Annotated in this window: 22 protein-coding genes; 18 read left to right on the plus strand and 4 right to left on the minus strand. The window is 50.3% G+C overall.

The window, feature by feature from the left end; all coding sequences use genetic code 11:
* The first annotated feature begins 5 nt into the window (after positions 1-5).
* The 4 genes from tyrB to ACMGGQ_RS22705 all read left to right on the plus strand — a co-directional run bounded on the left by tyrB (position 6) and on the right by ACMGGQ_RS22705 (position 3,058).
* Positions 6-1,199 carry an aromatic amino acid transaminase gene (gene tyrB / locus ACMGGQ_RS22690; RefSeq protein WP_420290534.1) on the plus strand — a complete coding sequence of 398 codons (1,194 nt, stop codon included), beginning with the start codon at positions 6-8 and terminating at the stop codon, positions 1,197-1,199.
* Between the two features lie 259 nt (positions 1,200-1,458).
* Positions 1,459-2,172 carry an acid phosphatase AphA gene (gene aphA, locus ACMGGQ_RS22695; RefSeq protein WP_111967844.1) on the plus strand — a complete coding sequence of 238 codons (714 nt, stop codon included), beginning with the start codon at positions 1,459-1,461 and terminating at the stop codon, positions 2,170-2,172.
* 113 nt (positions 2,173-2,285) lie between these two features.
* Positions 2,286-2,702, plus strand: a complete 417-nt coding sequence (locus ACMGGQ_RS22700; protein ID WP_045909174.1) for a secondary thiamine-phosphate synthase enzyme YjbQ — start codon at positions 2,286-2,288, stop codon at positions 2,700-2,702.
* A 2-nt stretch (positions 2,703-2,704) separates the two neighbouring features.
* Entirely contained in the window at positions 2,705-3,058 is a 354-nt protein-coding gene (locus tag ACMGGQ_RS22705) for an MmcQ/YjbR family DNA-binding protein (protein ID WP_008503382.1), read from the plus strand.
* Between the two features lie 3 nt (positions 3,059-3,061).
* Here the strand turns inward: ACMGGQ_RS22705 and uvrA are convergent, their stop codons facing one another.
* The gene (uvrA, locus tag ACMGGQ_RS22710; protein WP_045909175.1) at positions 3,062-5,884 is read right to left on the minus strand and encodes an excinuclease ABC subunit UvrA; all 2,823 of its coding nucleotides are present in this window, start codon (positions 5,882-5,884) and stop codon (positions 3,062-3,064) included.
* 250 nt (positions 5,885-6,134) lie between these two features.
* Here uvrA and ssb1 point away from each other — a divergent pair, with 250 nt between their 5' ends.
* The 6 genes from ssb1 to ACMGGQ_RS22740 all read left to right on the plus strand — a co-directional run bounded on the left by ssb1 (position 6,135) and on the right by ACMGGQ_RS22740 (position 12,743).
* On the plus strand, positions 6,135-6,659 hold the full coding sequence (gene ssb1, locus ACMGGQ_RS22715; protein WP_008503384.1) for a single-stranded DNA-binding protein SSB1: 525 nt from the start codon (positions 6,135-6,137) through the stop codon (positions 6,657-6,659).
* Positions 6,660-6,817: 158 nt separating this feature from the next.
* Positions 6,818-7,048: a hypothetical protein gene (locus ACMGGQ_RS22720; RefSeq protein WP_420290535.1), complete on the plus strand. Its 231-nt coding sequence runs from the start codon at positions 6,818-6,820 to the stop codon at positions 7,046-7,048.
* A 364-nt stretch (positions 7,049-7,412) separates the two neighbouring features.
* Positions 7,413-8,687: a PIN-like domain-containing protein gene (locus tag ACMGGQ_RS22725; RefSeq protein WP_420290536.1), complete on the plus strand. Its 1,275-nt coding sequence runs from the start codon at positions 7,413-7,415 to the stop codon at positions 8,685-8,687.
* Positions 8,687-9,250: a hypothetical protein gene (locus ACMGGQ_RS22730; protein WP_420290537.1), complete on the plus strand. Its 564-nt coding sequence runs from the start codon at positions 8,687-8,689 to the stop codon at positions 9,248-9,250. The genes ACMGGQ_RS22725 and ACMGGQ_RS22730 overlap by 1 nt, the downstream gene beginning before the upstream one ends.
* A complete protein-coding gene (locus ACMGGQ_RS22735; RefSeq protein WP_420290538.1) occupies positions 9,243-9,446 on the plus strand; it encodes a hypothetical protein in 204 nt (67 codons plus the stop codon). Before ACMGGQ_RS22730 ends, ACMGGQ_RS22735 begins: the two co-directional genes overlap by 8 nt.
* Before the next feature lie 888 nt (positions 9,447-10,334).
* The gene (locus ACMGGQ_RS22740) at positions 10,335-12,743 is read left to right on the plus strand and encodes an AAA family ATPase (protein WP_420290539.1); all 2,409 of its coding nucleotides are present in this window, start codon (positions 10,335-10,337) and stop codon (positions 12,741-12,743) included.
* A 679-nt stretch (positions 12,744-13,422) separates the two neighbouring features.
* Here the strand turns inward: ACMGGQ_RS22740 and ACMGGQ_RS22745 are convergent.
* Positions 13,423-13,704 carry a YjcB family protein gene (locus tag ACMGGQ_RS22745; RefSeq protein WP_045261050.1) on the minus strand — a complete coding sequence of 94 codons (282 nt, stop codon included), beginning with the start codon at positions 13,702-13,704 and terminating at the stop codon, positions 13,423-13,425.
* Between the two features lie 491 nt (positions 13,705-14,195).
* On the opposite strand from ACMGGQ_RS22745, the gene ACMGGQ_RS22750 reads away from it, so the two are divergent.
* A complete protein-coding gene (locus tag ACMGGQ_RS22750; protein WP_420290540.1) occupies positions 14,196-15,599 on the plus strand; it encodes a diguanylate cyclase in 1,404 nt (467 codons plus the stop codon).
* Positions 15,600-15,938: 339 nt separating this feature from the next.
* The gene (locus ACMGGQ_RS22755) at positions 15,939-17,504 is read left to right on the plus strand and encodes an EAL domain-containing protein (protein WP_048030238.1); all 1,566 of its coding nucleotides are present in this window, start codon (positions 15,939-15,941) and stop codon (positions 17,502-17,504) included.
* 6 nt (positions 17,505-17,510) lie between these two features.
* Here ACMGGQ_RS22755 and soxS read toward each other — a convergent pair whose 3' ends face one another.
* Complete coding sequence (soxS, locus tag ACMGGQ_RS22760; RefSeq protein WP_008503387.1) at positions 17,511-17,837, minus strand: superoxide response transcriptional regulator SoxS; 327 nt, start codon at positions 17,835-17,837, stop codon at positions 17,511-17,513.
* Between the two features lie 98 nt (positions 17,838-17,935).
* Here soxS and soxR point away from each other — a divergent pair, with 98 nt between their 5' ends.
* The 4 genes from soxR (at position 17,936) to ACMGGQ_RS22780 (ending at position 22,871) form a co-directional block, all read left to right on the plus strand.
* Complete coding sequence (gene soxR, locus ACMGGQ_RS22765) at positions 17,936-18,394, plus strand: redox-sensitive transcriptional activator SoxR (RefSeq protein WP_008503388.1); 459 nt, start codon at positions 17,936-17,938, stop codon at positions 18,392-18,394.
* A gap of 364 nt (positions 18,395-18,758) precedes the next feature.
* Positions 18,759-19,430, plus strand: coding sequence for a glutathione S-transferase family protein (locus ACMGGQ_RS22770; RefSeq protein ID WP_104949641.1), 672 nt, complete (start codon positions 18,759-18,761; stop codon positions 19,428-19,430).
* A gap of 294 nt (positions 19,431-19,724) precedes the next feature.
* Positions 19,725-21,074, plus strand: coding sequence for a guanine/hypoxanthine transporter GhxP (ghxP, locus tag ACMGGQ_RS22775; RefSeq protein ID WP_008503390.1), 1,350 nt, complete (start codon positions 19,725-19,727; stop codon positions 21,072-21,074).
* 150 nt (positions 21,075-21,224) lie between these two features.
* On the plus strand, positions 21,225-22,871 hold the full coding sequence (locus ACMGGQ_RS22780; RefSeq protein WP_008503391.1) for a Na+/H+ antiporter: 1,647 nt from the start codon (positions 21,225-21,227) through the stop codon (positions 22,869-22,871).
* An 81-nt stretch (positions 22,872-22,952) separates the two neighbouring features.
* Here the strand turns inward: ACMGGQ_RS22780 and ACMGGQ_RS22785 are convergent, their stop codons facing one another.
* The gene (locus ACMGGQ_RS22785; RefSeq protein ID WP_024906729.1) at positions 22,953-23,840 is read right to left on the minus strand and encodes a LysR family transcriptional regulator; all 888 of its coding nucleotides are present in this window, start codon (positions 23,838-23,840) and stop codon (positions 22,953-22,955) included.
* Between the two features lie 102 nt (positions 23,841-23,942).
* On the opposite strand from ACMGGQ_RS22785, the gene ACMGGQ_RS22790 reads away from it, so the two are divergent.
* Positions 23,943-24,353: a CidA/LrgA family protein gene (locus tag ACMGGQ_RS22790; RefSeq protein ID WP_021242769.1), complete on the plus strand. Its 411-nt coding sequence runs from the start codon at positions 23,943-23,945 to the stop codon at positions 24,351-24,353.
* On the plus strand, positions 24,346-25,035 hold the full coding sequence (locus tag ACMGGQ_RS22795; protein ID WP_045909180.1) for an LrgB family protein: 690 nt from the start codon (positions 24,346-24,348) through the stop codon (positions 25,033-25,035). Before ACMGGQ_RS22790 ends, ACMGGQ_RS22795 begins: the two co-directional genes overlap by 8 nt.
* Positions 25,036-25,063: the final 28 nt, after the last annotated feature.

Raw genomic sequence — 25,063 nt, forward strand, 5'->3', positions numbered from 1 at the left:
ATCGCGTGTTTCAGAAAGTTGACGCCTATGCCGGCGACCCTATCCTCTCCTTAATGGAGCGTTTCAAAGAAGATCCTCGCAGCGACAAAGTGAACCTCAGCATCGGTCTGTATTACAACGAGGATGGCATTATTCCTCAATTAAAAGCCGTAGCTGAAGCCGAAGCGCGTCTGAACGCTGTTCCACACGGCGCTTCTCTGTATCTGCCGATGGAAGGGCTAAACGCTTATCGCAACACCATCGCACCGCTGCTGTTCGGCGCCGATCACGCGGTGCTCGCGCAAAAACGCGTGGCGACCATCCAGACGCTGGGCGGCTCGGGTGCGCTGAAAGTGGGCGCAGACTTCCTGAAAAAATATTTCCCGGATTCAGGCGTGTGGGTCAGCGACCCGACGTGGGAAAACCACGTTGCGATCTTCGAGGGCGCGGGCTTTAAGGTGGCGACCTATCCGTGGTTCGACAGCGAAACGAACGGCGTGCGCGTTGACGCGCTGCTGGAAAAACTGAACACCCTGCCGGAGCGCAGTATTGTGCTGCTGCATCCGTGCTGCCATAACCCGACCGGTGCCGATCTCACCAATACCCAGTGGGATGCGGTGATCGAGGTGCTGAAGGCCCGTAACCTGATCCCATTCCTCGATATTGCCTATCAGGGCTTTGGCGCGGGTATGGAAGAAGACGCCTATGCCATCCGCGCCGCTGCCAGCGCCGGGCTGCCTGTTCTGGTGAGTAACTCCTTCTCTAAAATCTTCTCCCTGTACGGTGAACGCGTTGGTGGTCTTTCCGTGGTATGTGAAGACGCCGAAGCAGCCAGCCGCGTGCTGGGTCAGCTGAAAGCGACGGTGCGCCGTATCTACTCCAGCCCGCCAAACTTTGGTGCGCAGGTGGTGGCAACGGTTCTCGGTGACGAAACGCTGAAAGCGTCCTGGCTTGGCGAAGTGGAGGCGATGCGTAAGCGCATCCTGTCGATGCGTCAGGAGCTGGTTAATGTCCTGAAAGAGGCCGTGCCAGGGCATAACTTTGATTATCTGCTCAAGCAGCGCGGGATGTTCAGCTATACCGGACTGAGCGCGGCGCAGGTCGATCGCCTGCGCGAAGAGTTCGGCGTCTACCTGATCGCCAGCGGCCGTATGTGCGTGGCGGGCCTCAATGCCGGCAACGTTCATCGCGTGGCGCAGGCGTTTGCAGCTGTGATGTAAGTACTCACTACTTATTATCTCCCTCTCCCTGTGGGAGAGGGCTGGGGTGAGGGCATCAGGCCGCAGAAAATCTTGCCCGGTGGCGGCTGCGCCTTACCGGGCCTACATCACTCATCTACCCTTTGTGATCAGCTTCTTTTTATTCCGCTTCATAAGCAAAAACTCCTTCCCTTCACCTCCCGCTGGGGTTATGGTCGGATAGTTTTTTGACCATTCACTCAAAATAAAACGATAACAAGCTGAATATTCAAGGGAAAATATGCGCAAGATCACACTGGCGCTCAGCGCCGCCTGCTTATTGTTCTCACTTAACAGCGCCGTCGTCGCGCGAGCTTCCGCCCCGACGCCGCTTTACACCGGCACTACCGCCGCCATTCTCGCCGAGCAGGCGCCCATTCACTGGGTTTCCGTGGCCCAAATCGAAAACAGCCTGATGGGGCGCCCACCAATGGCCGTGGGCTTCGATATTGACGATACCGTGTTGTTCTCAAGCCCGGGATTCTGGCGCGGCAAAAAAATGTATTCTCCCGACAGCGAAGCGTATCTGAAGAACCCGGAGTTCTGGGAAAAGATGAATAACGGCTGGGACGAGTACAGCATTCCGAAAGAGGTCGCCCGGGCGGTAATTGCTATGCATGTTAAGCGTGGCGACAGTATTTATTTCGTCACCGGTCGTAGCCAGACCAAAACGGAAACCGTCTCCAGAACACTGCAGGACGATTTCCAGATCCCGGCAGCCAACATGAACCCGGTCATTTTTGCCGGTGACAAAGAGGGGCAAAACACCAAAACCCAGTGGCTGGAAAAGAAAAACATCAAAGTGTTTTATGGCGATTCGGATAACGACATTACCGCCGCGCAGGATGCAGGAGCCAGAGGGATCAGGGTGTTACGCGCGTCTAACTCTACCTATCGACCGCTGCCGATGGCCGGAAAGTTTGGCGAAGAGGTGATCGTCAACTCGGAGTACTGAGTCCCTGGCAGCGAGTTTGACTCTTTTTTAATCAAATCTCGCTGCTGCGGGTTTTACCTTTCGTCTTCTTGCTGCACACTTAGAAAGATTCATCTTTCATCACGGAGCAGCCTATGTGGTACCAACAGACCCTGACCTTAAGCGCGAAGCCACGCGGATTTCACCTGGTGACGGATGAAGTCATCGGGCAACTCCGCGACCTGTCGCGCGTCAGAACGGGTTTACTGCATCTGCTGCTTCAGCATACGTCTGCCTCTCTGACGCTGAATGAAAATTGCGATCCCACCGTCCGGTCTGACATGGAGCGGCATTTTCTGAAGAGCGTCCCGGACAACGCCCCTTACGAGCATGACTATGAGGGGGCGGACGATATGCCTTCGCATATTAAGTCCTCTTTGCTGGGCGTATCGTTGATGCTGCCGGTCCACAACGGGCGGCTGCTGCTGGGCACGTGGCAGGGGATCTGGCTGGGAGAGCATCGCATTCACGGTGGTTCGCGTAAAATTATCGCCACGCTACAAGGGGAATAAAGATGACAATTTCGGAGATACTTCAGTACTGCATGAGCAAGCCCGGCGCGGAGCAGAGCGTCCACAGCGACTGGAAGGCCACGCAGGTTAAGGTGGGGGATGTGCTGTTTGCGATGGTGAAAGAGGTGGAGGGCCGTCCGGCGGCGTCGCTGAAAACCAGCCCTGAACTGGCCGATTTACTCCGTCAGCAGCATGATGACGTGAGGCCGAGCCAGCACCTCAATAAGGCGCACTGGAGCACCGTCTATCTGGATGGATCGATTCCAGGCTCACAAATTTACTACCTGGTGGACGCATCCTATCAGCAGGCGGTTGAGCTGCTGCCGGAAACGACCCGACAGCAGCTCTCCGTGTGACAATTACAGCAACGGTTTAAGGAAGCGCGCGGTGTGCGAGGCTTCGCACTCTGCAACGGTCTCTGGCGTACCGGAGACGAGGATTTCACCGCCGCCGCTGCCGCCTTCCGGGCCGAGATCGACAATCCAGTCCGCGGTTTTAATCACGTCCAGGTTATGTTCGATGACCACGATAGTGTTGCCCTGATCGCGCAGTTGATGCAGCACGTCCAGCAGCTGCTGGATGTCGGCAAAGTGCAGACCGGTAGTCGGCTCATCCAGGATATACAGCGTCTGGCCAGTACCGCGTTTTGACAGCTCGCGCGCCAGCTTCACGCGCTGCGCTTCACCGCCGGACAGCGTCGTTGCGGACTGACCCAGACGAATGTAGGTCAGGCCGACGTCCATCAGCGTCTGCAGCTTACGCGCCAGCGCCGGAACGGCGTCAAAGAACTCGCGCGCCTCTTCGATGGTCATGTCCAGCACTTCGTGGATGGTCTTGCCCTTGTACTTAATCTCCAGCGTTTCGCGGTTATAGCGTTTGCCTTTGCACTGGTCGCACGGCACGTAGATATCCGGCAGGAAGTGCATCTCAACCTTGATCACGCCATCGCCCTGGCACGCTTCGCAGCGGCCGCCGCGTACGTTAAAGCTGAAACGCCCTGGCGTATACCCGCGTGAGCGCGCCTCCGGCACACCGGCAAACAGTTCACGTACGGGCGTGAAAACGCCGGTATAGGTTGCCGGGTTCGAGCGCGGCGTACGGCCAATCGGGCTCTGGTCGATATCGATAACTTTATCGAAATGCTCCAGCCCCTGAATGTCGCGGTACGGTGCCGGCTCTGCCAGCGTCGCACCGTTTAGCGCGGTCTGTGCAATCGGGAACAGCGTATCGTTGATCAGCGTCGATTTACCGGAGCCGGACACGCCGGTGACACAGGTAAACAGCCCGACGGGCAGGGTCAGGGTGACGTCTTTCAGGTTATTGCCGCGCGCGCCGGTCAGCTTCAGCACTTTTTCCGGATCCGCTGCCACGCGCTGTTTGGGGACGTCAATCTTGCGCTTGCCGCTCATGTACTGGCCAGTCAGCGACTCGGGCACCGCCATAATGTCCTTGAGCGTGCCTTCCGCCACCACCTGACCGCCGTGCACGCCAGCGCCCGGGCCGATGTCGATCACGTGGTCAGCGGCGCGAATGGCATCTTCGTCGTGCTCGACCACAATCACCGTGTTACCGAGATTGCGCAGGTGGATCAGGGTGCCGAGCAGACGTTCGTTATCGCGCTGGTGCAGGCCGATTGACGGCTCGTCCAGCACGTACATCACGCCCACCAGGCCCGCACCAATCTGGCTCGCCAGACGAATACGTTGAGCTTCACCGCCGGAGAGCGTTTCTGCCGAGCGGGAAAGCGTCAGGTAGTTCAGGCCGACGTTCACCAGGAACTTCAGGCGATCGCCAATCTCTTTCAGGACTTTTTCGGCGATTTTCGCGCGCTGGCCAGAGAGCTTCAGGTTATTGAAGAAGTCCATCGCGTGGCCGATGCTCATGTCTGAGATGGTCGGCAGCGCCGTATTTTCCACAAACACGTGGCGCGCTTCGCGACGCAGGCGTGTGCCCTCGCAGGTGGCGCAGGAGCGGTTGCTGATGAACTTCGCCAGCTCTTCGCGCACCGCGCTGGATTCGGTCTCTTTGTAGCGGCGCTCCATATTGTGCAGCACCCCTTCGAACGGGTGGCGACGCACGGAGGTATCACCGCGATCGTTCATGTATTTGAACTCGATGTTCTCTTTGCCAGAGCCAAACAGGATCACTTTGTGTACGTTCGGGCTCAGGCTGGCCCACGGCGCTTCCACGTCGAACTTGTAGTGCTCTGCCAGCGACTTCAGCATCTGGAAGTAATAGAAGTTACGCTTGTCCCAGCCGCGAATGGCGCCGCCCGCCAACGAAAGCTCCGGATTCTGGATCACGCGGTCCGGATCGAAATACTGCTGCACGCCCAGGCCGTCACACGTCGGGCAGGCGCCCGCCGGGTTGTTAAACGAGAACAGGCGCGGTTCCAGCTCGCGCATGCTGTAACCGCAAATCGGGCAGGCAAAGTTGGCGGAGAAGAGCAGCTCTTCCGCTTTCGGGTCGTCCATGTCGGAGACCACGGCCGTGCCGCCGGAGAGTTCCAGCGCCGTTTCAAACGATTCTGCGAGACGCGTGGCGAGATCGTCACGCACCTTAAAGCGATCAATCACCACCTCGATGGTGTGCTTCTTCTGCAGTTCCAGCTTGGGCGGATCGGACAGGTCACACACTTCGCCGTCAATACGGGCGCGGATATAGCCCTGGCTTGCCAGGTTCTCCAGCGTTTTGGTGTGCTCACCCTTACGCTCTTTGATGATCGGTGCCAGCAGCATCAGGCGCTTGCCTTCCGGCTGCGACAGGACGTTGTCCACCATCTGGCTCACGGTCTGTGCCGCCAGCGGGACGTCGTGGTCCGGGCAGCGCGGCTCACCCACGCGGGCATACAGCAGACGCAGGTAGTCATGGATTTCGGTAATGGTACCGACCGTTGAACGCGGGTTATGCGAGGTGGATTTCTGCTCAATAGAGATAGCAGGGGACAACCCTTCAATGTGGTCGACATCCGGTTTTTCCATCAGCGACAGGAACTGACGCGCGTACGCAGAGAGTGATTCAACGTAACGACGCTGTCCTTCGGCATACAGGGTGTCGAAAGCCAGTGAGGATTTGCCAGACCCCGACAGCCCGGTCACGACAATCAGCTTGTCGCGAGGGATTATCAGGTTGATATTCTTGAGATTGTGGGTGCGGGCGCCCCGAACTTCGATCTTATCCATTCACCTTTCCCGGTTGGAACACGGATTGCCTGGTTTGTTTGAAGGACAAACGGCTGTCAGAAACGGCTAATTATGACACAATTTGACCTGTTTGAATATACAGTATTGGAATGCATTTTCTGATTCGCTGTGTAACAATGTCGAGTTGCGGGAGAACTCTGGAACGTGCTACGCAACTATCAAAGTGCAGCATGGAAATGGTACACTCGCGCGTTTACACTATTAAGAAACGTATTCAGGAGACACGAACATGGCCAGCAGAGGCGTAAACAAGGTGATTCTCGTCGGTAATCTGGGCCAGGACCCGGAAGTACGCTACATGCCGAGTGGTGGCGCAGTTGCCAACATTACGCTGGCTACTTCCGAATCCTGGCGTGATAAAGCGACCGGTGAGATGAAAGAGCAGACCGAATGGCACCGCGTTGTGCTGTTTGGCAAACTGGCCGAAGTGGCCGGTGAGTATCTGCGTAAAGGTTCTCAGGTCTATATCGAAGGCCAACTGCGCACCCGCAAATGGACCGATCAGTCCGGTGCTGAGAAGTACACGACGGAAGTGGTGGTTAACGTCGGCGGCACCATGCAGATGCTGGGTGGCCGTCAGGGCGGTGGCGCACCAGCAGGTGGCGGCCAGCAGCAGGGCGGTTGGGGTCAGCCTCAGCAGCCGCAGGGTGGCAACCAGTTCAGCGGCGGCGCGCAGTCTCGCCCGCAGCAGCAGTCTGCTCCTGCACCGTCTAACGAACCGCCAATGGATTTCGACGACGACATTCCGTTCTGAAGATGACCTTAGAGTTATCTGTATAGAATGAAAACATAGGCCCCTGTTAATTCAGGGGTTTTTTGTTTCTATCGTCGGAAAAAGTGTCTTGTATGAATTGGTGATTTTTCACATAAAGTGTACCTTGTAATTGTGAAATGTTTATGGGGTGTGAGTGCATGGAAAAGAACTACAGAGTTACAACATTTGTCATGGATAGTGGCGAGCGCTATTGCATGGTAGTGGATCGTGCTTCTGGGCTTCCCATGTATTACCCAACTTTGTTTTTAACAACCCAAATCCGCAATAAAGGCAATGCCTTCTCAACGACGCTAGCTGCTGCTAACAATCTAGTCTTGTTGTTACGCTTTCTAGATAGTCGTGGCATAAACCTTGAGCACGGTTATTGACCAAAGATTTCTTCAAGTCACATGAGATGGACGATCTGAGAGACTTTGCTCAGCGCAAGCAAGGCAGGATGCCATCAAAGGTGCTCTCCACCCTTTGGTTGGATGATGAGTTCACCAATATCGTGGATATCGAGGGTGTGTTTCTCGTGTAGTGGCAGTGTAAGCAAGGGCTCCGTTTTGGATACGGAAAATATTGTACAAAATATGGCATCGGCTTGAGAAAGTAGGAAGACCCGATACAAATCTTCTTCTGAAAAGCTCAGAAAGGCGCCTTTTTTGTTTTTGTGCTCAGCCACCTCTCACATAACATCACTAAAAGAGTTAAAATGTTGTAATCAAAGAGTCCAACATGGAAAGCCCGTTTATGAAACAACAGTTTGCCGGCTTCTACGGCCCATCAGAGCATGACATCGACAGTGCCTATAAAGATAAAAATACACTGTTTATATTCGACACAAACATTCTTTTATCGCTCTATCGCTGTGAAGAATCCACTCGATTGCAGTTCCTCGAAGTCTGGAGGAATCTAAAAGATCAGGTCTGGATACCTTTCAATGTATGCCTCGAATATCAACGAAACAGATTAGGCGTTATAAACAGTTCTAGAAATTCTCTTAAATCAATCAGTAAAGTACTGAATAATGGTATCGATACTGTTTTTATGGAATTCGAAAAGTCTGGACCTATAAGGGAAACCCTATCCCGATATTCTAATTTGAGGACTGAATTAGGAGAGCTTAAAGATTCCCTTTCAAAAATTGTATCAGAATTCACGCTCAATAGTCTGGAGAGCCGCAGGCAGAATATTAATTTTATAAATTCACACGATGAAATACGTGATCTCATTGATGAATTAACAGCAGGTTGTATAGGTGAGGAACCTGATCAGGATTTTATCGATAAAGTTAATAAAGAAGGTGCGACAAGATATAAATACTCAACAGGGCCAGGTTTTGCAGATGCAAAAGAAAAGCAGAATGAACGATTCTCCTTTAATGGTATAAATTTCGATGCTCAGTATGGTGATTTATATATCTGGAAACAAATAGTTCAAAAGGCAAAAGACCAGCAATATAAAAACATCATTTATGTCACTAATGACGAAAAAGAAGATTTTGTATATAAAATTAATGGTAAGATTCGAGGGCCTTCAGAATCACTCGTAACTGAAATTAAAAAGGAAGCAAATATTGAAGTTTTCCTTCTAAATCAGATTGACTCTTTTTTACATCATGCCGTGAAATCGCTCAATGCGAAAATTGATGAACCATCAATAACAGAACTTGCATCAGCAGCAACATCATCTGCATCTGATTTAAATGTATTAAATCTTCCATACTATTTGTGCGAGTTCAGTTCTCAAGCATTGGGTACTGTCGTATATCAGAAATCAATCGAAGAATTAGAGTCAGAATTAGCTGTTCTTAATAACGACATGGATGATATTAAGCACTATATCAGTTACTGCGATGATATGATTAGGGATTCAGATAATAATCAGATCCGAGATAATTTTGAAAAAGAAAAGCTTGTTGCATTCGATAAATTAAATTCTGTGAGATATCATAAAATCCAGTTAGTAGAAAAATTACATAAATCCTATCACGGCGGCTTTAATTATAAGATTAATGGACAATAATGAAAGAACATAAAATATATATTAACAATATAATTAACAGCAATGATAGTCGGGTAACCCTTGCTATAAACACTATTACAAATGCTTCACCTTCAGATAAAGTATTAATATATTTTAATCAAAATAATGGTGGTGCAATTCAGGATGCAGTTGATCTCATTGCTGCAATCGAATCCAGCAACCCAGCAGTACAAATTATATTAATCTTTGAAAAGTACGCGATAAGCGCAGCAGCATATATTCTCTGCTATTTTGCATTTTATAATGTTGTGTCGCCGAATGTCTCGGTACAATTAGATGGGGCAGTCTGCGTTGTTTATCATAAACCCAGGGCAATGACCTCTTTGTATACTTACTTCGCGGATGGTCTGTATCATGATCGCAATTATGCCCCTCAGATTGAATTTATTAAAGAAATAACCCCATATTTTGATGATGTTTTCCAGAGCATGTTCGATGCATGCTATAAAAAGAACATCCGAATTGCACCACATATGAAATCTGTCTATAATATGAACGGTGATGTATCTGTTACTTTCTCAGGAGGTACGCTGAATGCCTAACAGACAGGATTCCGACTGGAAACGTATTAATCAGTTCGGTCGTGAACAAAAGGATCGTATTGCAAGGCAGAAGGCTGCAGCTCCCGCTCTCATCTCTGCAAATTCTGGCCTCGTAAAACTCGCACGGCAGTTACGAGAAGACACGGCTGATAATGAATCTTTTACTGACGAAACAGTAAAATTCAGCATTTACTGATTTTCATCAAAAGGAGCCTAAGGCTCCTTTTTCGTTTCTGATACTGCGTCAAAAGTGTTATAGATCCGCACGCCCTCCACTCCCCGTTTTTCGCTTATCCACTATATATAGTACCGTGGATAAATACATGAACTACTATATGTAGTGCTCAGACTTGATGAACTCCGTAAACGAATCCGTAAATCTGGATCCTTAACTGCGTTAATATCCGTATTTCTTCAAAAACTAACGCAAAAAGGATCCTGCGTCAGATATTTATTTGCGAAGCAGTCTGAATCGCAACGGTAACAAGATGAGCAATGATACTGCTACTGATCTGATTCTCTAATATTTTATTATTAATTCCTAAAGCCAGTTACGTTTCAGTTGCAGAAGGGGTGACTCGGGGAGGAAAAGCCTCTATAGGGGGCCTCTTCAAGCTACGGCCGTTCTGTCAGCCTTGCGTTTCTAGCGTTTTTGAGCTTTTTTAACGCCTGCATCGAATGAGTCACGAAATGTTTCTGATACATCTGACCTACTCCCGGTTGGTTAATATACCGTGATTTTCTTTTCGTCCATAATTGGCTGTCTCCTTTTCTGAAGTGGGAATATCAAAAACAGGAAATTACACAACTTAATTACAACCCATAGTGATGGACAAAAACGGTAATAAAAATAGCTCAATTATTAAGATATATTATTGAATATGTTTTCTTGTGAGTTTATATTTATTACTCTTTTTTATATGAAAGAAATACCCCTTATTTAAAATCATAAAGTGTCAATAGGTTGGGATGTTTTTTTTCATATTGTGACGATTATCATTTTTTGATTGCTACATTTACCTTTTAATAGAAAATGTTATGGGCTAATTTAATGCTTGATGCAAGAACTCAGTAAGGGGATGAAATGCTTAAAAAATTTAACCATATTAAAAAGTTGGGTGTGTTTGATGATTTTATTTGGGATCAGCAAGTTTTAAATAAAGGAGGCGCAGTTCAAAGCTTTGTTGATATTAATATAATTTATGGTAGAAATTACTCAGGAAAAACAACACTTTCTCGTATTATTCGTTCCTTAGAAAAAGGGAATATCTCAGATAAATACGGCACACCTTCGTTTAATTTAAAGTTTGCAGATAATGTTGAAGTAACTAATGATAATCTATCAACTCATGATAAAAAAATCCGTGTATTTAATGAGGATTTTATCCGAGACAATCTGCGTTTCATCAGTAACCCTGAAGAGAGTGTTGAGTCTTTCGCTATCCTTGGCGATGACAACAATAAGATAGAAAGGGAGTTAGCAGAATTAAATTTAGAATTAGGAATTAATGACGAAGGGAAAGAAACTGCTTTATATGCAAGTAAAAAAACGGCAACTATAGATTACAATAATGCTTCTTCGGAATATAAAATTGCTAGCGATAATTTAGATAAACAGTTGACAAATAAAGCTACAGGTAAAGATATTGGAATAAAGTATAAGCCTGAGCGTTATGGAGATCAGAATTACACGATAGTAAAACTTAAAAATGAAATTGCAGAGGTAAATAAAAGCAGTTATATACCGCTAAGCGATGAAGAGTTAGAGCAATATGATAAGTTGATCGCTGAGAGAGTGTTACCAAACTTACCTAAATTTAAAATTCCAGACCTTAATTTCAAATTATTTGAGGAAGATGCAGAGAAACTCATTACTAAAAAAATTAGTGCATCTGATAAGATTGATGAGTTAGTCAAGGATGCAATCTTAAATCGATGGGTTAATGAGGGGCGGAGACATCATAGAGATAAACATGATAAATGTGGATTTTGTGACAATACAATATCATCGGAAAGATGGAGCAAACTTGATAAACATTTTGATGAAGAGTCAGAGCAGTTAGACAGGGATATTGACTTACTTATTACAAAGATCACGACCGAAAAAAGAATAATAAGTAATTTATTATCAGTAAATAAATCTTTATTTTACACAAAATTCCATAATGAATTGGATGATTTTATTTTAAATTTAAACTCTACCTATAAAAATTATGAGTTGTCACTAGATAGCCTGATTCAGCAACTCAATGCTAGACAGCAAGATACATTAAATTCTAAGGATTTTGATATACCTTTGGACTTTACACATGAATTAGAGAATATTTTGAGTCAATATTCAGAAATTTGCATTAAATCGGATATGTTTACCCACTCCTTAAGCACTGAACAAGCTAAAGCGAGGAAGTTTCTAAGATATAATGAAGTTTATAACTATCTAATTACAATAGATTATAAAAACTTGTGTAGTTCTGTGGCTGAGTTGAAAATTAAATCTGATAACTCATATAATGAGCTTGCGCGTATTACTAGGACGATCTCTCAGAAGCAATCATTAATTACTGAAAAGAAACGTGAGCTAAATGATGAAGCGAAAGGAGCAAAAAAAGTTAATCAATATTTGAATAACTTCTTTGGCCATAGATTCTTATCTCTTGAAGCTTTAAAAGAACAGACTGACGATAATAATCGTACACAAATTCGATTTGAAGTTATGAGGGACGGAAAAAAAGCTTATCATCTAAGTGAAGGTGAATGCAGTCTTCTAGCATTTTGTTATTTCCTTGCTAAATTGGACGATATCGAAACACGAGATTCGAAGCCAATTATTTGGATTGACGATCCAATCTCTTCATTGGATGGTAATCACATATTTTTTATTTACAGTTTATTGAATGCAGAAATTGTGTCTTCTGGGAAGTTTAAACAGTTATTTATTTCAACGCACAATCTTGACTTTCTAAAGTATCTTAAAAGATTGAAGGATAACTTTATAGATGAAAACAATAAGAAGGCTAGCTTCCAAAAAGCATTTTTTGTTGTTGTAAGGAATGATAGAGAATCGAGTATTCAAGTTATGCCATCGTATTTAAAGGACTATGTTACAGAGTTCAACTATCTCTTTCATCAGATTTATAAATGCTCCAGTATTAATTCTGTGGATGATAATAATTATATTACCTTTTATAATTTCGCAAATAATGCGCGAAAATTTTTTGAAATATATTTATATTATAAATACCCAGATCAAGGGATGAATGAAAGTACGCTCAGGCTGTTTTTTGGTGAGGATAAAATTCCTGCCATCTTATCCGACAGAATTAATAATGAGTATTCACATTTGTGTGGCGTATTTGAACGCGGAGCTACCCCAGTGGAAGTGCCCGAGATGCAAACAGCTGCGCGACAAATCATTGAAAGACTCAAAGAGGATGAGGATCAATATACGGCATTATTAAAAAGTGTTGGTGAGCATATGGAAGTTGCTGTGTAGTGATTTGAGTTTGGTACGTTGCAATAGCTTTTATAAATTTAGGCTCCTGGAACAGGAGCCTTTATTAGAATTAAAAAACGTGAAACTTGCGAAAGTCAATCAGTGAAATGCAACTTGACTCTACGCTCTTGCATGTTGACTCCATGGTTAATTTTTTGGTTACCACAGATATAACAAGAACATGCACAAAGTGTGCTATAAGTTTTCCCTACAACGGTAGAATTCGGTATTTGAACCGTTGCAGCCCTATATTTTTGCGCTTAGATTTTAATCGATATACGTGATGACGACGCCAGGCTCTACTTCTAACCATTTAAATTTACTACAATTTTCGGGCGCGGCGTTGTACAGCGTCCCTATTTGCGTATGGAGTTTGATATTAATTTGATTTTTCAAGAATACCCCAAAATCTATCAATGGTGAAAATATTATAACAATCTCTGCCCAGTAGGTGAATTTTCTCAGCCTTACTGAGGTAAGACAAATGTAAAGTTTGATGAGTGTAGTATATGAAGTTTTACACAAAATTTTACTTAATATCGATGATTTATAGCATTCGATTGAAATTTAATGTTTTTTATGTTTCTTGTATTTATCAGGTAAACAGAACCGTTCTGATTTCCGCGTTCCCCAAACAAAAAACCCAGACATCGTCTGGGTTTTTTTATTCCATAAGGGATCAGGTAATCACCATCGGCCAGTCTGGTGGCGTGTGGCTCATCGCCTCAACCATCACCACTTTGATATTTTCCCAGACGGCGGCCATATCCAGCAGGGTAATGCCAAGCAGACCCGTTGCAAACCAGCAGGCAGCCCCCAGCCCCAACAGCGTGCTGATGACAGCGAGACCCGCGTAGTCAGATTTACGAAACTGAATGTTCAGCGTGCTGGCCAAAAACATCAGTACCGCACTCAACAAAGGCCAGCGCAGGAGTACCATGCTGGTAGTAATGGTTGCCATAAAACCCATCCTCTATAAAACAGACGAACTGAATGAAACAGAATGTTTTCGTTACATAAGTTGTGTGAACTATATCACGTTTGCTGTTTTATTCGCCAGTCCCGGGATGATGAAAAACGAGCGATTCATAGTTGCCGAGAATCAGTGGGTGCCTGAGTGAAAATATATCTTTGCTGGCTAAGTTCCCCGGTTCACGCACTCTTTATAATGAATTCATTAAGATAGCAAAACTGATGCAAAAGGGCGCACTCTGTACAATGTTTACAGCAATAACCCTATGGCTTATGCTTGAGTGGACAATTAATTTTACTCGCAGCTAACCTTTCAGGTTTTTGAATTTTATTATTTTTTTATTTCTTTGTACGTTTTTAATTACACACAACGTTGTTTTTAATTCGCTACGCTGAGATTCAGCCTGCGCGTTGGTTTGTCGATTTTTCGAATCTGAAGAAAGTTGCGTCCGGTTTATCGCCTGATAATCAGCGAAAAAAATGAAAGAAAACCGACGTGAGATTGTTAATGACAGCATGCAGGCATTGCATGCGCTGGCTAAGCTAATGCCCCAGCTTCATGCTCAATGTTCTCTGGCCGACATGCTGGCGACCATCAGTCGCGCGCTGGGCGCAAGCCTTGCCTGGGTCAGCGTTAACGGTGATGACGGGCTGAAGCGCGTGGTGTCCGCCGGGGAGATGACCTGCCATCCCCTCGACGTGGCCGATTTCCTGGCGAACACGCTGCTTCAGCGACATCATCGATCGTGGCGGGTGGTTTACTGGAAAGAGAATATTGGCCGCACGTTATTTCCTCCTCAGCACCCGGGCTATGCGCAACTGCAAAGCGGTGTGCTGTGCAAGCTTTCAACCCAAAACTGGCACTGCAGCGGCTATTTCTTTTTAGCGTTCGAAGAAAGGCTTTCTTCTTTGCCGATTCTGAAAAATATCGTCGTGGTGCTGGTTGAAAAATTAAAAGACTATTTTGCGGAAATTATTGCCCGAGAAAAAACGGCGCAGGAAATGCAGCGCGTCGTGACGCAATATAAGACGCTCTTTGAACGCGCCCCGGTTTTAATGAACTCTTTCGACAAATTTAACCGCTGCGTGCTGTGGAATGCCGAATGTGAAAAAGTATTCGGCTGGACGATGGCGGAGATCGCGGAACATGCCGATCCGCTTTCGCTGTTTTATCCCGATCCTGAAGAGCGGCGGCGGGTAAGAGAGTCGGTCAATGTCTCGCCGCTGAAGGATATGTATGAATGGCATCCGCTACGCAAAGACGGCACCCCGCTGACGGTGCTGTGGTCAAACATTCTGTTGCCGGACAACTCTATCCTCAATATTGGGCTGGATATCACCGAGCGGAAAAAAGCCGAACAGCAGCTCGAAGTTAAAGCCACCACTGACGATCTCACCGGCTGCTTTAACCGGTCGGCGATTTTGCAGCAGCTGGAGCTTGCGCTGGCCGCCAGTACCAGGCAGGAGGTCAACAGCCATTTTTGCGTCCTGATGTTTGACCTGGATTTTTTCAAACAGATCAACGACGAGTGGGGACACCCGGTGGGCGATGCGGCGCTTCTTCACTTCTGTAATGCTATCCGTGAGTTGGCCCCTTCAGGCTCCGCATTAGGGCGCGTGGGAGGGGAGGAATTTTTGCTCCTGCTGGCGCAAACTGACGGCAATGGCGCTGCGCAACTTTCCGCCAGGTTGCGCACCGTTTTGCAAACTCATCCGCTGATTGTGGGCGAGAGAACGCTGTCGCTGTCGTTTAGCGCAGGGGTCGTGGAAGTCCGCGGGGGACAGCGGGATACTTCAGCCTTGCTAAGGCGTGCTGATAAAGCGTTATATGAGGCTAAGCATTTGGGGCGAGGAAAAACGGTGGTGGCGGCTGATTATTTATAAATCAGTGAACACAATACACCCGATCAAATAGCATAAAACGTCATGATGACGGTGTGCTTTTTTCATGCTGCCAGAAGTTTGGCTTAATCAACAATCGTCTGTTGTGTTATCTTCCCACCGCCCTTACGGGCTGGATAATTATTTTCCTTAATTGAAACGGAACGAATACTTACAGTTTCACTTACGGGAAAATATTATCGTCATAACGAAATTTAAGATTTTTAATACGAAAAGTCAGTTGCTAACTTCGCATGATTCATGCAACGTAATCACCTGTTTAACACAGCATCCGGCCTTCATTACTACAGGCGTACAACATGCAGGGATATAGGGCGGGAAATGAATCGTAGCGCGCAGCGCAAGATGCTCAGGGTGGTAGGGATCATCATGGTAGTTATGCTGCCGGTGATGCTTGCGCTATGGTTTGCCCAGCTAAGAGCCGTGTCTGAAACAAGCGCCCAGCTACGGACATTTGCTGAACTGGCTTTAGACAAAACAGAGCTGGTTATACAGCAGGTTGATCTGGCCCGGGACGAGGCGGAAAAATATCGGGGCGAGCTTTGCACCCCGGGACACCGTCAATATATGTTGAACGTTGTTCGTGGCCGCCTGTTTGTTGCCGATTTAATTTATGCTGAAGGTCAGAATTTTCTTTGTTCGACCGTTTTTACACCGGATCGTCCCTACGCTATTCCCGTCGCTAATTACACGCGTAAACCTGACGTCGCTATCTATTATTATCGCGATACCCCATTTTATACTGGTTATAAAATGACATATATGCAGCGTGGAAATTATGTGGTGGTCGTTAATCCACTTTCATACAGCGAAGTCATGTCTGCGGATCATTCTCTCTCGTGGGGGGTATACGACACGGTAACCAATGCTTTCTTTTCCGTCAGTCAGAAAGCCAATGTTTCTTTATTAAATTCGATGATTCGGGATAAGGAATCGGTATTTCAAAAAGATAACCGCTTTTATACGATCGTCACATCCCCCAAAAGACCGATTGCGGCCATCGTGTCGACATCGAATAAACGCTTTTATGAAACGCTTTACCATCAGGCGACATTAACGCTGCCGCTGGGAATGATTTGCAGCATTATTATTTTGCTGGTCTGGTCCCGTACCCATCGTGAGCTCAATTCGCCGGGGCGTTTATTGCACAGGGCGCTGAACAAACGCCAGCTTTGCGTGCACTATCAGCCGATTATTGATATCAAGAACAACCGGTGTGTCGGCGCGGAGGCGTTATTACGCTGGCCTGGTTTTAACGGGCAGGTGATGAGCCCGGCTGAGTTTATTCCGCTGGCTGAAAATGAGGGGATGAGCGAGCGGATTACGGATTATGTCGTTGAGGAAGTGTTCAGTGATTTGGGCCATTTCCTGGCTGAGCATCCGCATCTCTATATTTCGATTAACCTGTCGGCGACGGATTTCCACTCCTCGCGGCTGATCGCCATGATTTCTGAGAAGGCCCGCCACTATGCCGTCCGCGCGCAGCAAATCAAAATTGAAGTGACGGAACGCGGTTTTATCGATGTGCCTAAAACCACGCCGGTGATTCAGGCTTTTCGTCAGGCGGGGTATGAAGTCGCCATCGATGATTTCGGTACCGGCTACTCGAACCTGCACAATCTCTACTCGCTGAACGTCGATATTCTGAAAATCGACAAATCGTTTATCGATACCTTAACGACCAACAGCACCAGCCACCTGATCGCCGAGCATATTATCGAGATGGCGCAAAGCCTGCGGCTGAAAACCATTGCGGAAGGGGTTGAGACGGCAGAGCAGGTGAGCTGGCTGTTGAAGCGCGGCGTCCAGTTTTGTCAGGGATGGCACTTCGCGAAAGCGATGCCGCCCCAGGAATTTATGACCTGGCAGCAGCAACCTTTGCACTGAGCGTGATTAATTTAACTGGTGGCGATAGTCGCTCGGCGTGCGGTCAAACTCGCGGCGAAACACGCGGGAAAAGGTTTGTTGCGACACATAGCCAAGATCCATCGCGATATCAAAAATCGGCCGCTGCGTTGAGCGTAGCGCCTGCGCCGCCAGCAGCAGTCTGCGCTGACGAATGTACTCACCCAGCGTCTGATGCATGACCGTACGGAACATTCTCTGTAAATACCATTTCGAATAGCCCGACTTTTTCGCGACCACATCAATGTTCAACGGTTGGTCGATATGGTCATCAATCCATTCAATAAGCGTCTGAATAATCTGCTGATGCGACATAAGGTTGCCCCTCTGTAGATACAACTATCTCGGTTAATTCGTCGTTTTCTCTGCGGGGGAGTATAATTCCTCAAGTTAACTTGAGGTAAAGAGGTTTTATGGAAAAGAGATTGCCGCGCATTAAAGCGCTGTTAACCCCCGGCGAAGTAGCAAAGCGAAGCGGCGTGGCGGTATCGGCGCTCCACTTCTATGAAAGCAAAGGGTTAATTAAAAGCATCCGTAACGGCGGCAACCAGCGTCGCTATACCCGCGACGTGCTTCGCTACGTGGCGATTATCAAAATTGCGCAACGAATCGGAATTCCCCTGGCCACGATCGGCGAGGCATTTGGCGTACTGCCGGAAGGGCACACGCTGAGCCCGAAAGAGTGGAAAGAGCTGTCGTCCCAGTGGCGTGAAGAGCTGGACAGGCGTATTCATACGCTGGTCGCGCTGCGTGACGAACTGGATGGCTGTATTGGCTGCGGCTGCCTGTCGCGCAGCGACTGCCCGCTGCGTAACCCCGGCGACAAACTGGGCGAGCAGGGGACGGGCGCGCGGTTGCTGGAAGAGGATTGAGAGCGGTTTGCCGGGTGGCGCTTCGCTTACCCGGCCTACCAAACCGTCAAATGTAGGCCGGGTAAGGCGTAGCCGCCACCCGGCAAAACCCCACATACATAAAGAACTAAAGCGCCACAAAGGGCGCTTTAGTTTTTCCCGGTCTTTGTCTTTCTCTCTATCCCGCTGGTTCACGGGAGGGTTTCCCCCGACATCAGCACCCCTCGTGTCGAGCTGGTTGGGGAGGTTCCGGATTGTGCTGACACTTTAATTCTATGCAAGGCCCGTTTTTTCGCCAGCGACGCTGACCGGTTTTTAGCCGAATTTTTTTCGCGGTGTTGTTCAATTTTCTATAGTTAAAAAGTATGAATAACAGGAGAAAGCCATGCTCACGGTACACCACCTAAACCAGTCGCGCTCGCACCGCGTAATCTGGGCGCTGGAAGAACTCGGTCTGCCTTATGAGATCGTTCACTATCAGCGCGAAAAGAACATGCTGGCACCTGAGGCGCTCAAAAAGGTGCATCCGTTGGGCAAATCACCGGTCATCGAAGATAACGGACTGATCCTCGCAGAGTCAGGCGCCATTCTGGAGTATCTGCAGGAAACATACGATGCTGAGTCGCGGCTTAAGCCTTTAGATCCGGCGCATAAGGTGCAGTACCGCTTCTGGCTGCACTACGCGGAAGGATCGCTGATGCCGCTGCTGTTAATGAAGCTGGTCTTCAACAGCCTCGGCAAGCCGCCCGTGCCGTTTGGTATCCGAACCCTGGGGAAAGCGCTGGGGCAGGGGGTGCAGAAAGCGTACCTCAACCGCCAGCTGGAAACCCATGCACGCTTTATTGAGTCGCACCTTGCTAAAAACAGCTGGTTTGCCGGGGATTCGCTCAGCATGGCCGACATCCAGATGAGTTTCCCGATCTTTGCCCTGCTGGCGCGCGGCGGTATTAATAACCTGCCGCATAGTCAGGCATGGAAAACGAAGGTTGAAAACAGCCCTGGCTGGCAACGAACCCTGGCACAAGGGGGGCCATTATCCATCCCGGGGGAGGATTGAAATGTAAACAAATTGCGCATAGACGATAACGTTTGCGCATCCTCTGTTTATTTCTTCAGCGTCATAAGTGAATTTTAGCGAAAAACGATAAAGTTCAGTTGAAAAGGGCGGGGATTAGGCTAGATAATCGTTTGCCTTAATTTGACCACCCGTTTGTAAGCGCGGAGCTAAACGTTTGCTTTTTCTGTGACGCCCTTTCGTCGCAAACGCAACACAAGGATTTGACGTTTAGCTGGCAGTGGCGTCTCCACCTCGCTTACGGACTTCCTAAAAAACTCTCAGGGGATGTTTTCTATGTCTACGCCATCTGCGCGTACTGGCGGTTCACTTGACGCCATGTTTAAAATTTCGGCCCGCGGCAGCACCGTGCGCCAGGAAATCGTTGCCGGTTTGACAACGTTTCTGGCGATGGTGTATTCCGTCATCGTTGTGCCGGGCATGCTGGGCAAAGCGGGCTTCCCGCCAGCCGCTGTCTTTGTAGCGACCTGCCTTGTGGCCGGCGTGGGCTCTATCGTGATGGGCCTGTGGGCGAACCTGCCGCTGGCGATTGGTTGCGCCATCTCCCTGACCGCGTTTACCGCGTTCAGCCTGGTGCTGGGCCAGCACATCAGCGTACCGGTTGCGCTGGGCGCCGTGTTCCTGATGGGTGTGCTGTTTACCGTTATTTCAGCGACCGGCATCCGTAGCTGGATCTTGCGCAACCTGCCGCAGGGCGTGGCGCACGGTACCGGCATCGGTATCGGCCTGTTCCTGCTGCTGATCGCCGCCAACGGCGTCGGTCTGGTCATCAAGAACCCGCTGGACGGTCTGCCGGTGGCGCTCGGCCATTTCGCCAGCTTCCCGGTGATCATGTCGCTGATCGGGCTGGCGGTGATTATCGGTCTGGAAAAACTGAAAGTCCCGGGCGGCATCCTGCTGACCATTATCGGCGTTTCCATTGTCGGCCTGATTTTCGATCCGAACGTCCATTTCTCCGGCATTTTCGCCATGCCGTCGCTGAGCGATGACAAAGGCAACTCTCTGATTGGCAGCCTGGATATCGTTGGCGCGCTGAACCCGGTCATCCTGCCGAGCGTGCTGGCGCTGGTAATGACCGCGGTGTTTGACGCGACCGGGACCATTCGTGCGGTGGCCGGTCAGGCGAACCTGCTGGATAAAGACGGTCAGATTATTGACGGTGGCAAAGCGCTGACGACGGACTCCCTGAGCAGCGTCTTCTCAGGCCTAGTGGGTGCAGCGCCTGCGGCGGTGTACATCGAGTCCGCAGCGGGTACGGCGGCAGGCGGTAAAACCGGCCTGACGGCGATCACCGTTGGCGTGCTGTTCATGCTGATCCTGTTCCTCTCTCCGCTCTCCTACCTGGTTCCGGCGTACGCGACCGCGCCAGCGCTGATGTATGTTGGCCTGCTGATGCTGAGCAACGTGGCGAAAATCGACTTTGCGGATTTCGTGGACGCGATGTCTGGCCTGATTACCGCGGTCTTTATCGTGCTGACCTGTAACATCGTGACCGGCATTATGATCGGTTTCGCGTCGCTGGTGATTGGTCGTCTGGTCTCCGGGGAATGGCGCAAGCTGAACGTTGGCACCGTTGTGATTGCCGTTGCGCTGGTGGCGTTTTACGCGGGCGGCTGGGCTATCTAAATTGGCCTTTGATGCGAAAACGGGTGGCTCAGGCCGCCCGTTTTTATTTTCAGGACTCATCCTGTTGCCTTTTGCGTTACTCTGGTGAAGATAGAATAAAAGGCACGACGCCTTCCGGAGTACATAAGCAACACAGCAAACAGGGAACGCATGGAAATCTTCTTCACAATACTCATCATGACCCTTGTGGTCTCGCTATCCGGGGTGGTTACACGCGTACTGCCCTTTCAGGTCCCCCTGCCATTAATGCAAATTGCCATCGGCGCGCTGCTGGCGTGGCCGACGTTTGGCCTGCACGTGGAATTTGACCCCGAACTGTTCCTCGTGCTGTTCATTCCACCACTGCTGTTTGCGGATGGCTGGAAAACGCCCACGCGCGAATTCCTTGAGCACGGGCGAGAGATCTTCGGCCTGGCGCTGGCGCTGGTGGTGGTCACCGTCGTCGGGATTGGTTTCCTGATCTACTGGACGGTACCGGGTATCCCGTTAATTCCTGCCTTTGCGCTGGCCGCCGTGCTGTCGCCAACCGATGCCGTGGCGCTGTCCGGCATTGTGGGTGAAGGCCGCATTCCGAAGAAAATCATGGGGATTTTACAGGGTGAGGCGCTGATGAATGACGCCTCCGGCCTGGTTGCCCTGAAGTTTGCCGTGGCCGTTGCGATGGGCACGATGGTCTTTACCGTCGGCGGCGCGACGCTGGAGTTCTTTAAGGTAGCCATCGGCGGTATTCTCGCGGGCTTCGTGGTGAGCTGGCTGTACGGCCGCTCATTGCGCTTCCTCAGCCGCTGGGGCGGCGATGAACCCGCGACGCAGATCGTGCTGCTGTTCCTGCTGCCGTTCGCCTCTTATCTGATTGCCGAACATATCGGCGTGTCGGGCATTCTGGCGGCAGTGGCGGCAGGGATGACCATCACCCGCTCCGGCGTGATGCGCCGCGCGCCGCTGGCCATGCGTCTGCGTGCAAACAGCACCTGGGCCATGCTGGAGTTTGTTTTTAACGGCATGGTGTTCCTGCTGTTGGGCCTGCAGCTGCCGGGCATTATGGAATCCTCGCTGGTGGCGGCCGAAGCCGATCCGAACGTTGAAGTCTGGATGCTGTTTACCGACATCGTGCTGATCTACCTGGCGCTGATGCTGGTGCGTTTCGGCTGGCTGTGGACGATGAAAAACTTCAGCGTCCGCTTCCTGAAGAAAAAGCCGATGGAGTTTGGTTCGTGGACAACGCGTGAACTGCTGATTGCCTCTTTTGCGGGCGTACGCGGGGCGATCACCCTTGCCGGTGTCCTCTCCATTCCGCTGCTGCTGCCGACGGGCGACGTCTTCCCGGCGCGTTACGAGCTGGTGTTCCTGGCAGCGGGCGTCATTCTGTTCTCACTGTTTGTTGGCGTGATTATGCTGCCGATTTTACTCCAGCATATTGATGTCGGAGATTCGACCCAGCAGCACAAGGAAGAGCGTATTGCGCGTGCAGCGACCGCCGAAGTGGCGATTGTCGCCATCCAGAAAATGGAAGAGCGTCTGGCCGCAGATGCGGAAGAGAACATCGATAATCAGCTGCTGACGGAGGTGAGTTCCCGCGTAATTGGTAACCTTCGCCGCCGCGCGGACGGGCGTAACGATGTGGAAAGCTCGCTGCAGGAGGAGAACCTGGAACGCCGGTTCCGTCTGGCAGCGCTGCGCTCAGAGCGTGCCGAACTGTACCACCTGCGCGCCACGCGCCAGATCAGCAACGAGACGCTGCAAAAGCTGCTGCACGATCTGGACCTGCTGGAAGCGCTGTTGATAGAGAATCAGTAGCGCTGTTTTGCCGGGTGGCGGCTTCGCCTTACCCGGCCTACGGTTCGAACGTAGGCCCGGTAAGCGCAGCGCCACCGGGCACTATTCAGACCGCACCCAAAACCCCTCACAACACTGCAGCCACGCCTGCGCGCTCTGCGACAAATAGACCCCTTCACGCCAGATCATCCCTAACTGCCAGTGCAGATCGCTCTCCAGTGGGATCCAGCGCAACGTGTTTTTATCCAGACGCTCGCAAATCGGCTGCGGCAGAATGGCAATCCCCACGCCCGCCTGCACCATCGCGGCCAGGAAATCCCATTGTCCGCTGCGTACCGCAATGCGCGGCTTGACGTTATGCTGGTTAAACAGCGTCATCAGCTGGCGGCTGAGGGCGAAGTCTTCGTTGTAGATCAGCAGAGGGTGCTCGCCGAGCAGTTCAGGCTTCACCGACTCCCTCTTTAGCCAGTCGCCGGAGCGGGGCACCAGCACGCACAGCGGGTGGCTAAAGAGCGGAAGCGTCGCCAGGCCGCTCTCTTCCTCAACGGGGAGGGCGGTCATTGCCACGTCGAGCTCGCCGTTAGTGACGGCCTGCTGGACGGTTAACCCACCAAACTCCGAAATCTTCAGCTCTACGCCGGGATAACGCTGGCGAAACAGGCTAATCGGCCCGGCCATCATCATGCCGACCATCGGGGGAATGCCGAGGCGAAGCACCCCTTTGGTCAGATGATTAATATCGTCCAGCTCTGCTTCCAGCTGGCGGAACTCCGCCAGAATCGCCAGCCCGCGTTCGAACACCACGCGTCCGGTGTCGGTCAGCAGCAGCTTGCGCCCGTCGCGGATCAGCAGGGTACAGTTCAGTTCATCTTCGAGGTTTTTCAGCATTTTGCTGATGGTGGGCTGGGTAACAAACAACTTCTCCGCTGCGCGGGTAAAACTTTGCTGACGAACCACTTCGACAAAATAGCGCAGCGTTCTTATGTCCATGATTATTCCTCGAAACTATACCTTTGATGATTTTAATTCATTTCAGTCCACACCGTGCGCTCACTATACTGGCGCCTCGTCTCATTTTTGAGGAAAACCCCCATGGCCGTGGCGTTAAGCCGTGTTACGCCTGCCGTTGTACAACGACTCCAGGTCCCGGTTCAGGTACTGCTCTACGCGGGACTGTTTGTTTTCGCCGAATATCTTGTCGGCTGGCTCCACCTACCGCTGCCTGCCAACCTGGTGGGGATGCTGTTGATGCTGACGCTTATCCTCTGTCGCGTGATCCCCCTTAACTGGGTGCGCGCCGGGGCGCGCTGGCTGCTGGCGGAGATGCTGCTGTTCTTTGTCCCTGCCGTGGTGGCGGTGGTGAACTATGCGCAACTGCTGATGGTGGACGGCTGGCGAATCTTTGCGGTGATCGCGCTGAGTACGTTGATGGTGCTGGGGGCGACCGCCTGGGTCGTGGATAAAGTCTACCGGTTTGAAATCAGCAGGCACAAACATGACTAACTTTCAGATCAGCGTCTTGTGCCTGATCGCGACGCTCGGGATCTACTTCGCCAACAAGCGGCTGTATCGCCGGTTTCATGCGCTGCCGCTGATGCCGCTGGTCTTCACGCCGATCCTGCTGGTGCTGATGCTGGTCTTCGGCCACATTTCCTGGCAGAACTACATTGGTGAATCCCACTGGCTGCTGTGGCTGCTCGGCCCGGCGACCATCGCCTTTGCCGTGCCCGTTTATGACAACCTGGCGATTATCAGGCGCCATTGGATGTCGCTCAGCGCAGGCGTGATCACCGCCACGGTGGTCGCGGTCTGTAGCTCCGTCTGGCTGGCGAGACTGTTTACGCTGCCCGATGAAATTCAACGCAGCCTGGCCGTGCGCTCGGTGACCACGCCGTTTGCGCTGGCGGCGGCTAAACCCCTCGGCGGACAGCCGGATCTGGTGGCGCTGTTTGTGGTGGTGACGGGCGTCTTCGGGATGGCAGTGGGCGATATGCTCTTTCTGCGGCTTTCTATTCGGGAAGGAATGGCCAAAGGCGCGGGATTTGGCGCCGCGTCGCACGGCGCGGGCACGGCTCGTTCCTATGAGCTGGGCCAGCAGGAGGGCGTTGTCGCGAGCCTGGTGATGATGCTGTCGGGCGTGGTGATGGTGCTGGTTGCGCCGCTGGTGGCGTGGGTGATGTTTTAAGCTCCCCGACCAGAATGGCCGGGGAGAA

It is taken from the genome of Enterobacter sp. BNK-13 (assembly GCF_048685015.1).
GTDB lineage: Bacteria > Pseudomonadota > Gammaproteobacteria > Enterobacterales > Enterobacteriaceae > Enterobacter > Enterobacter quasiroggenkampii.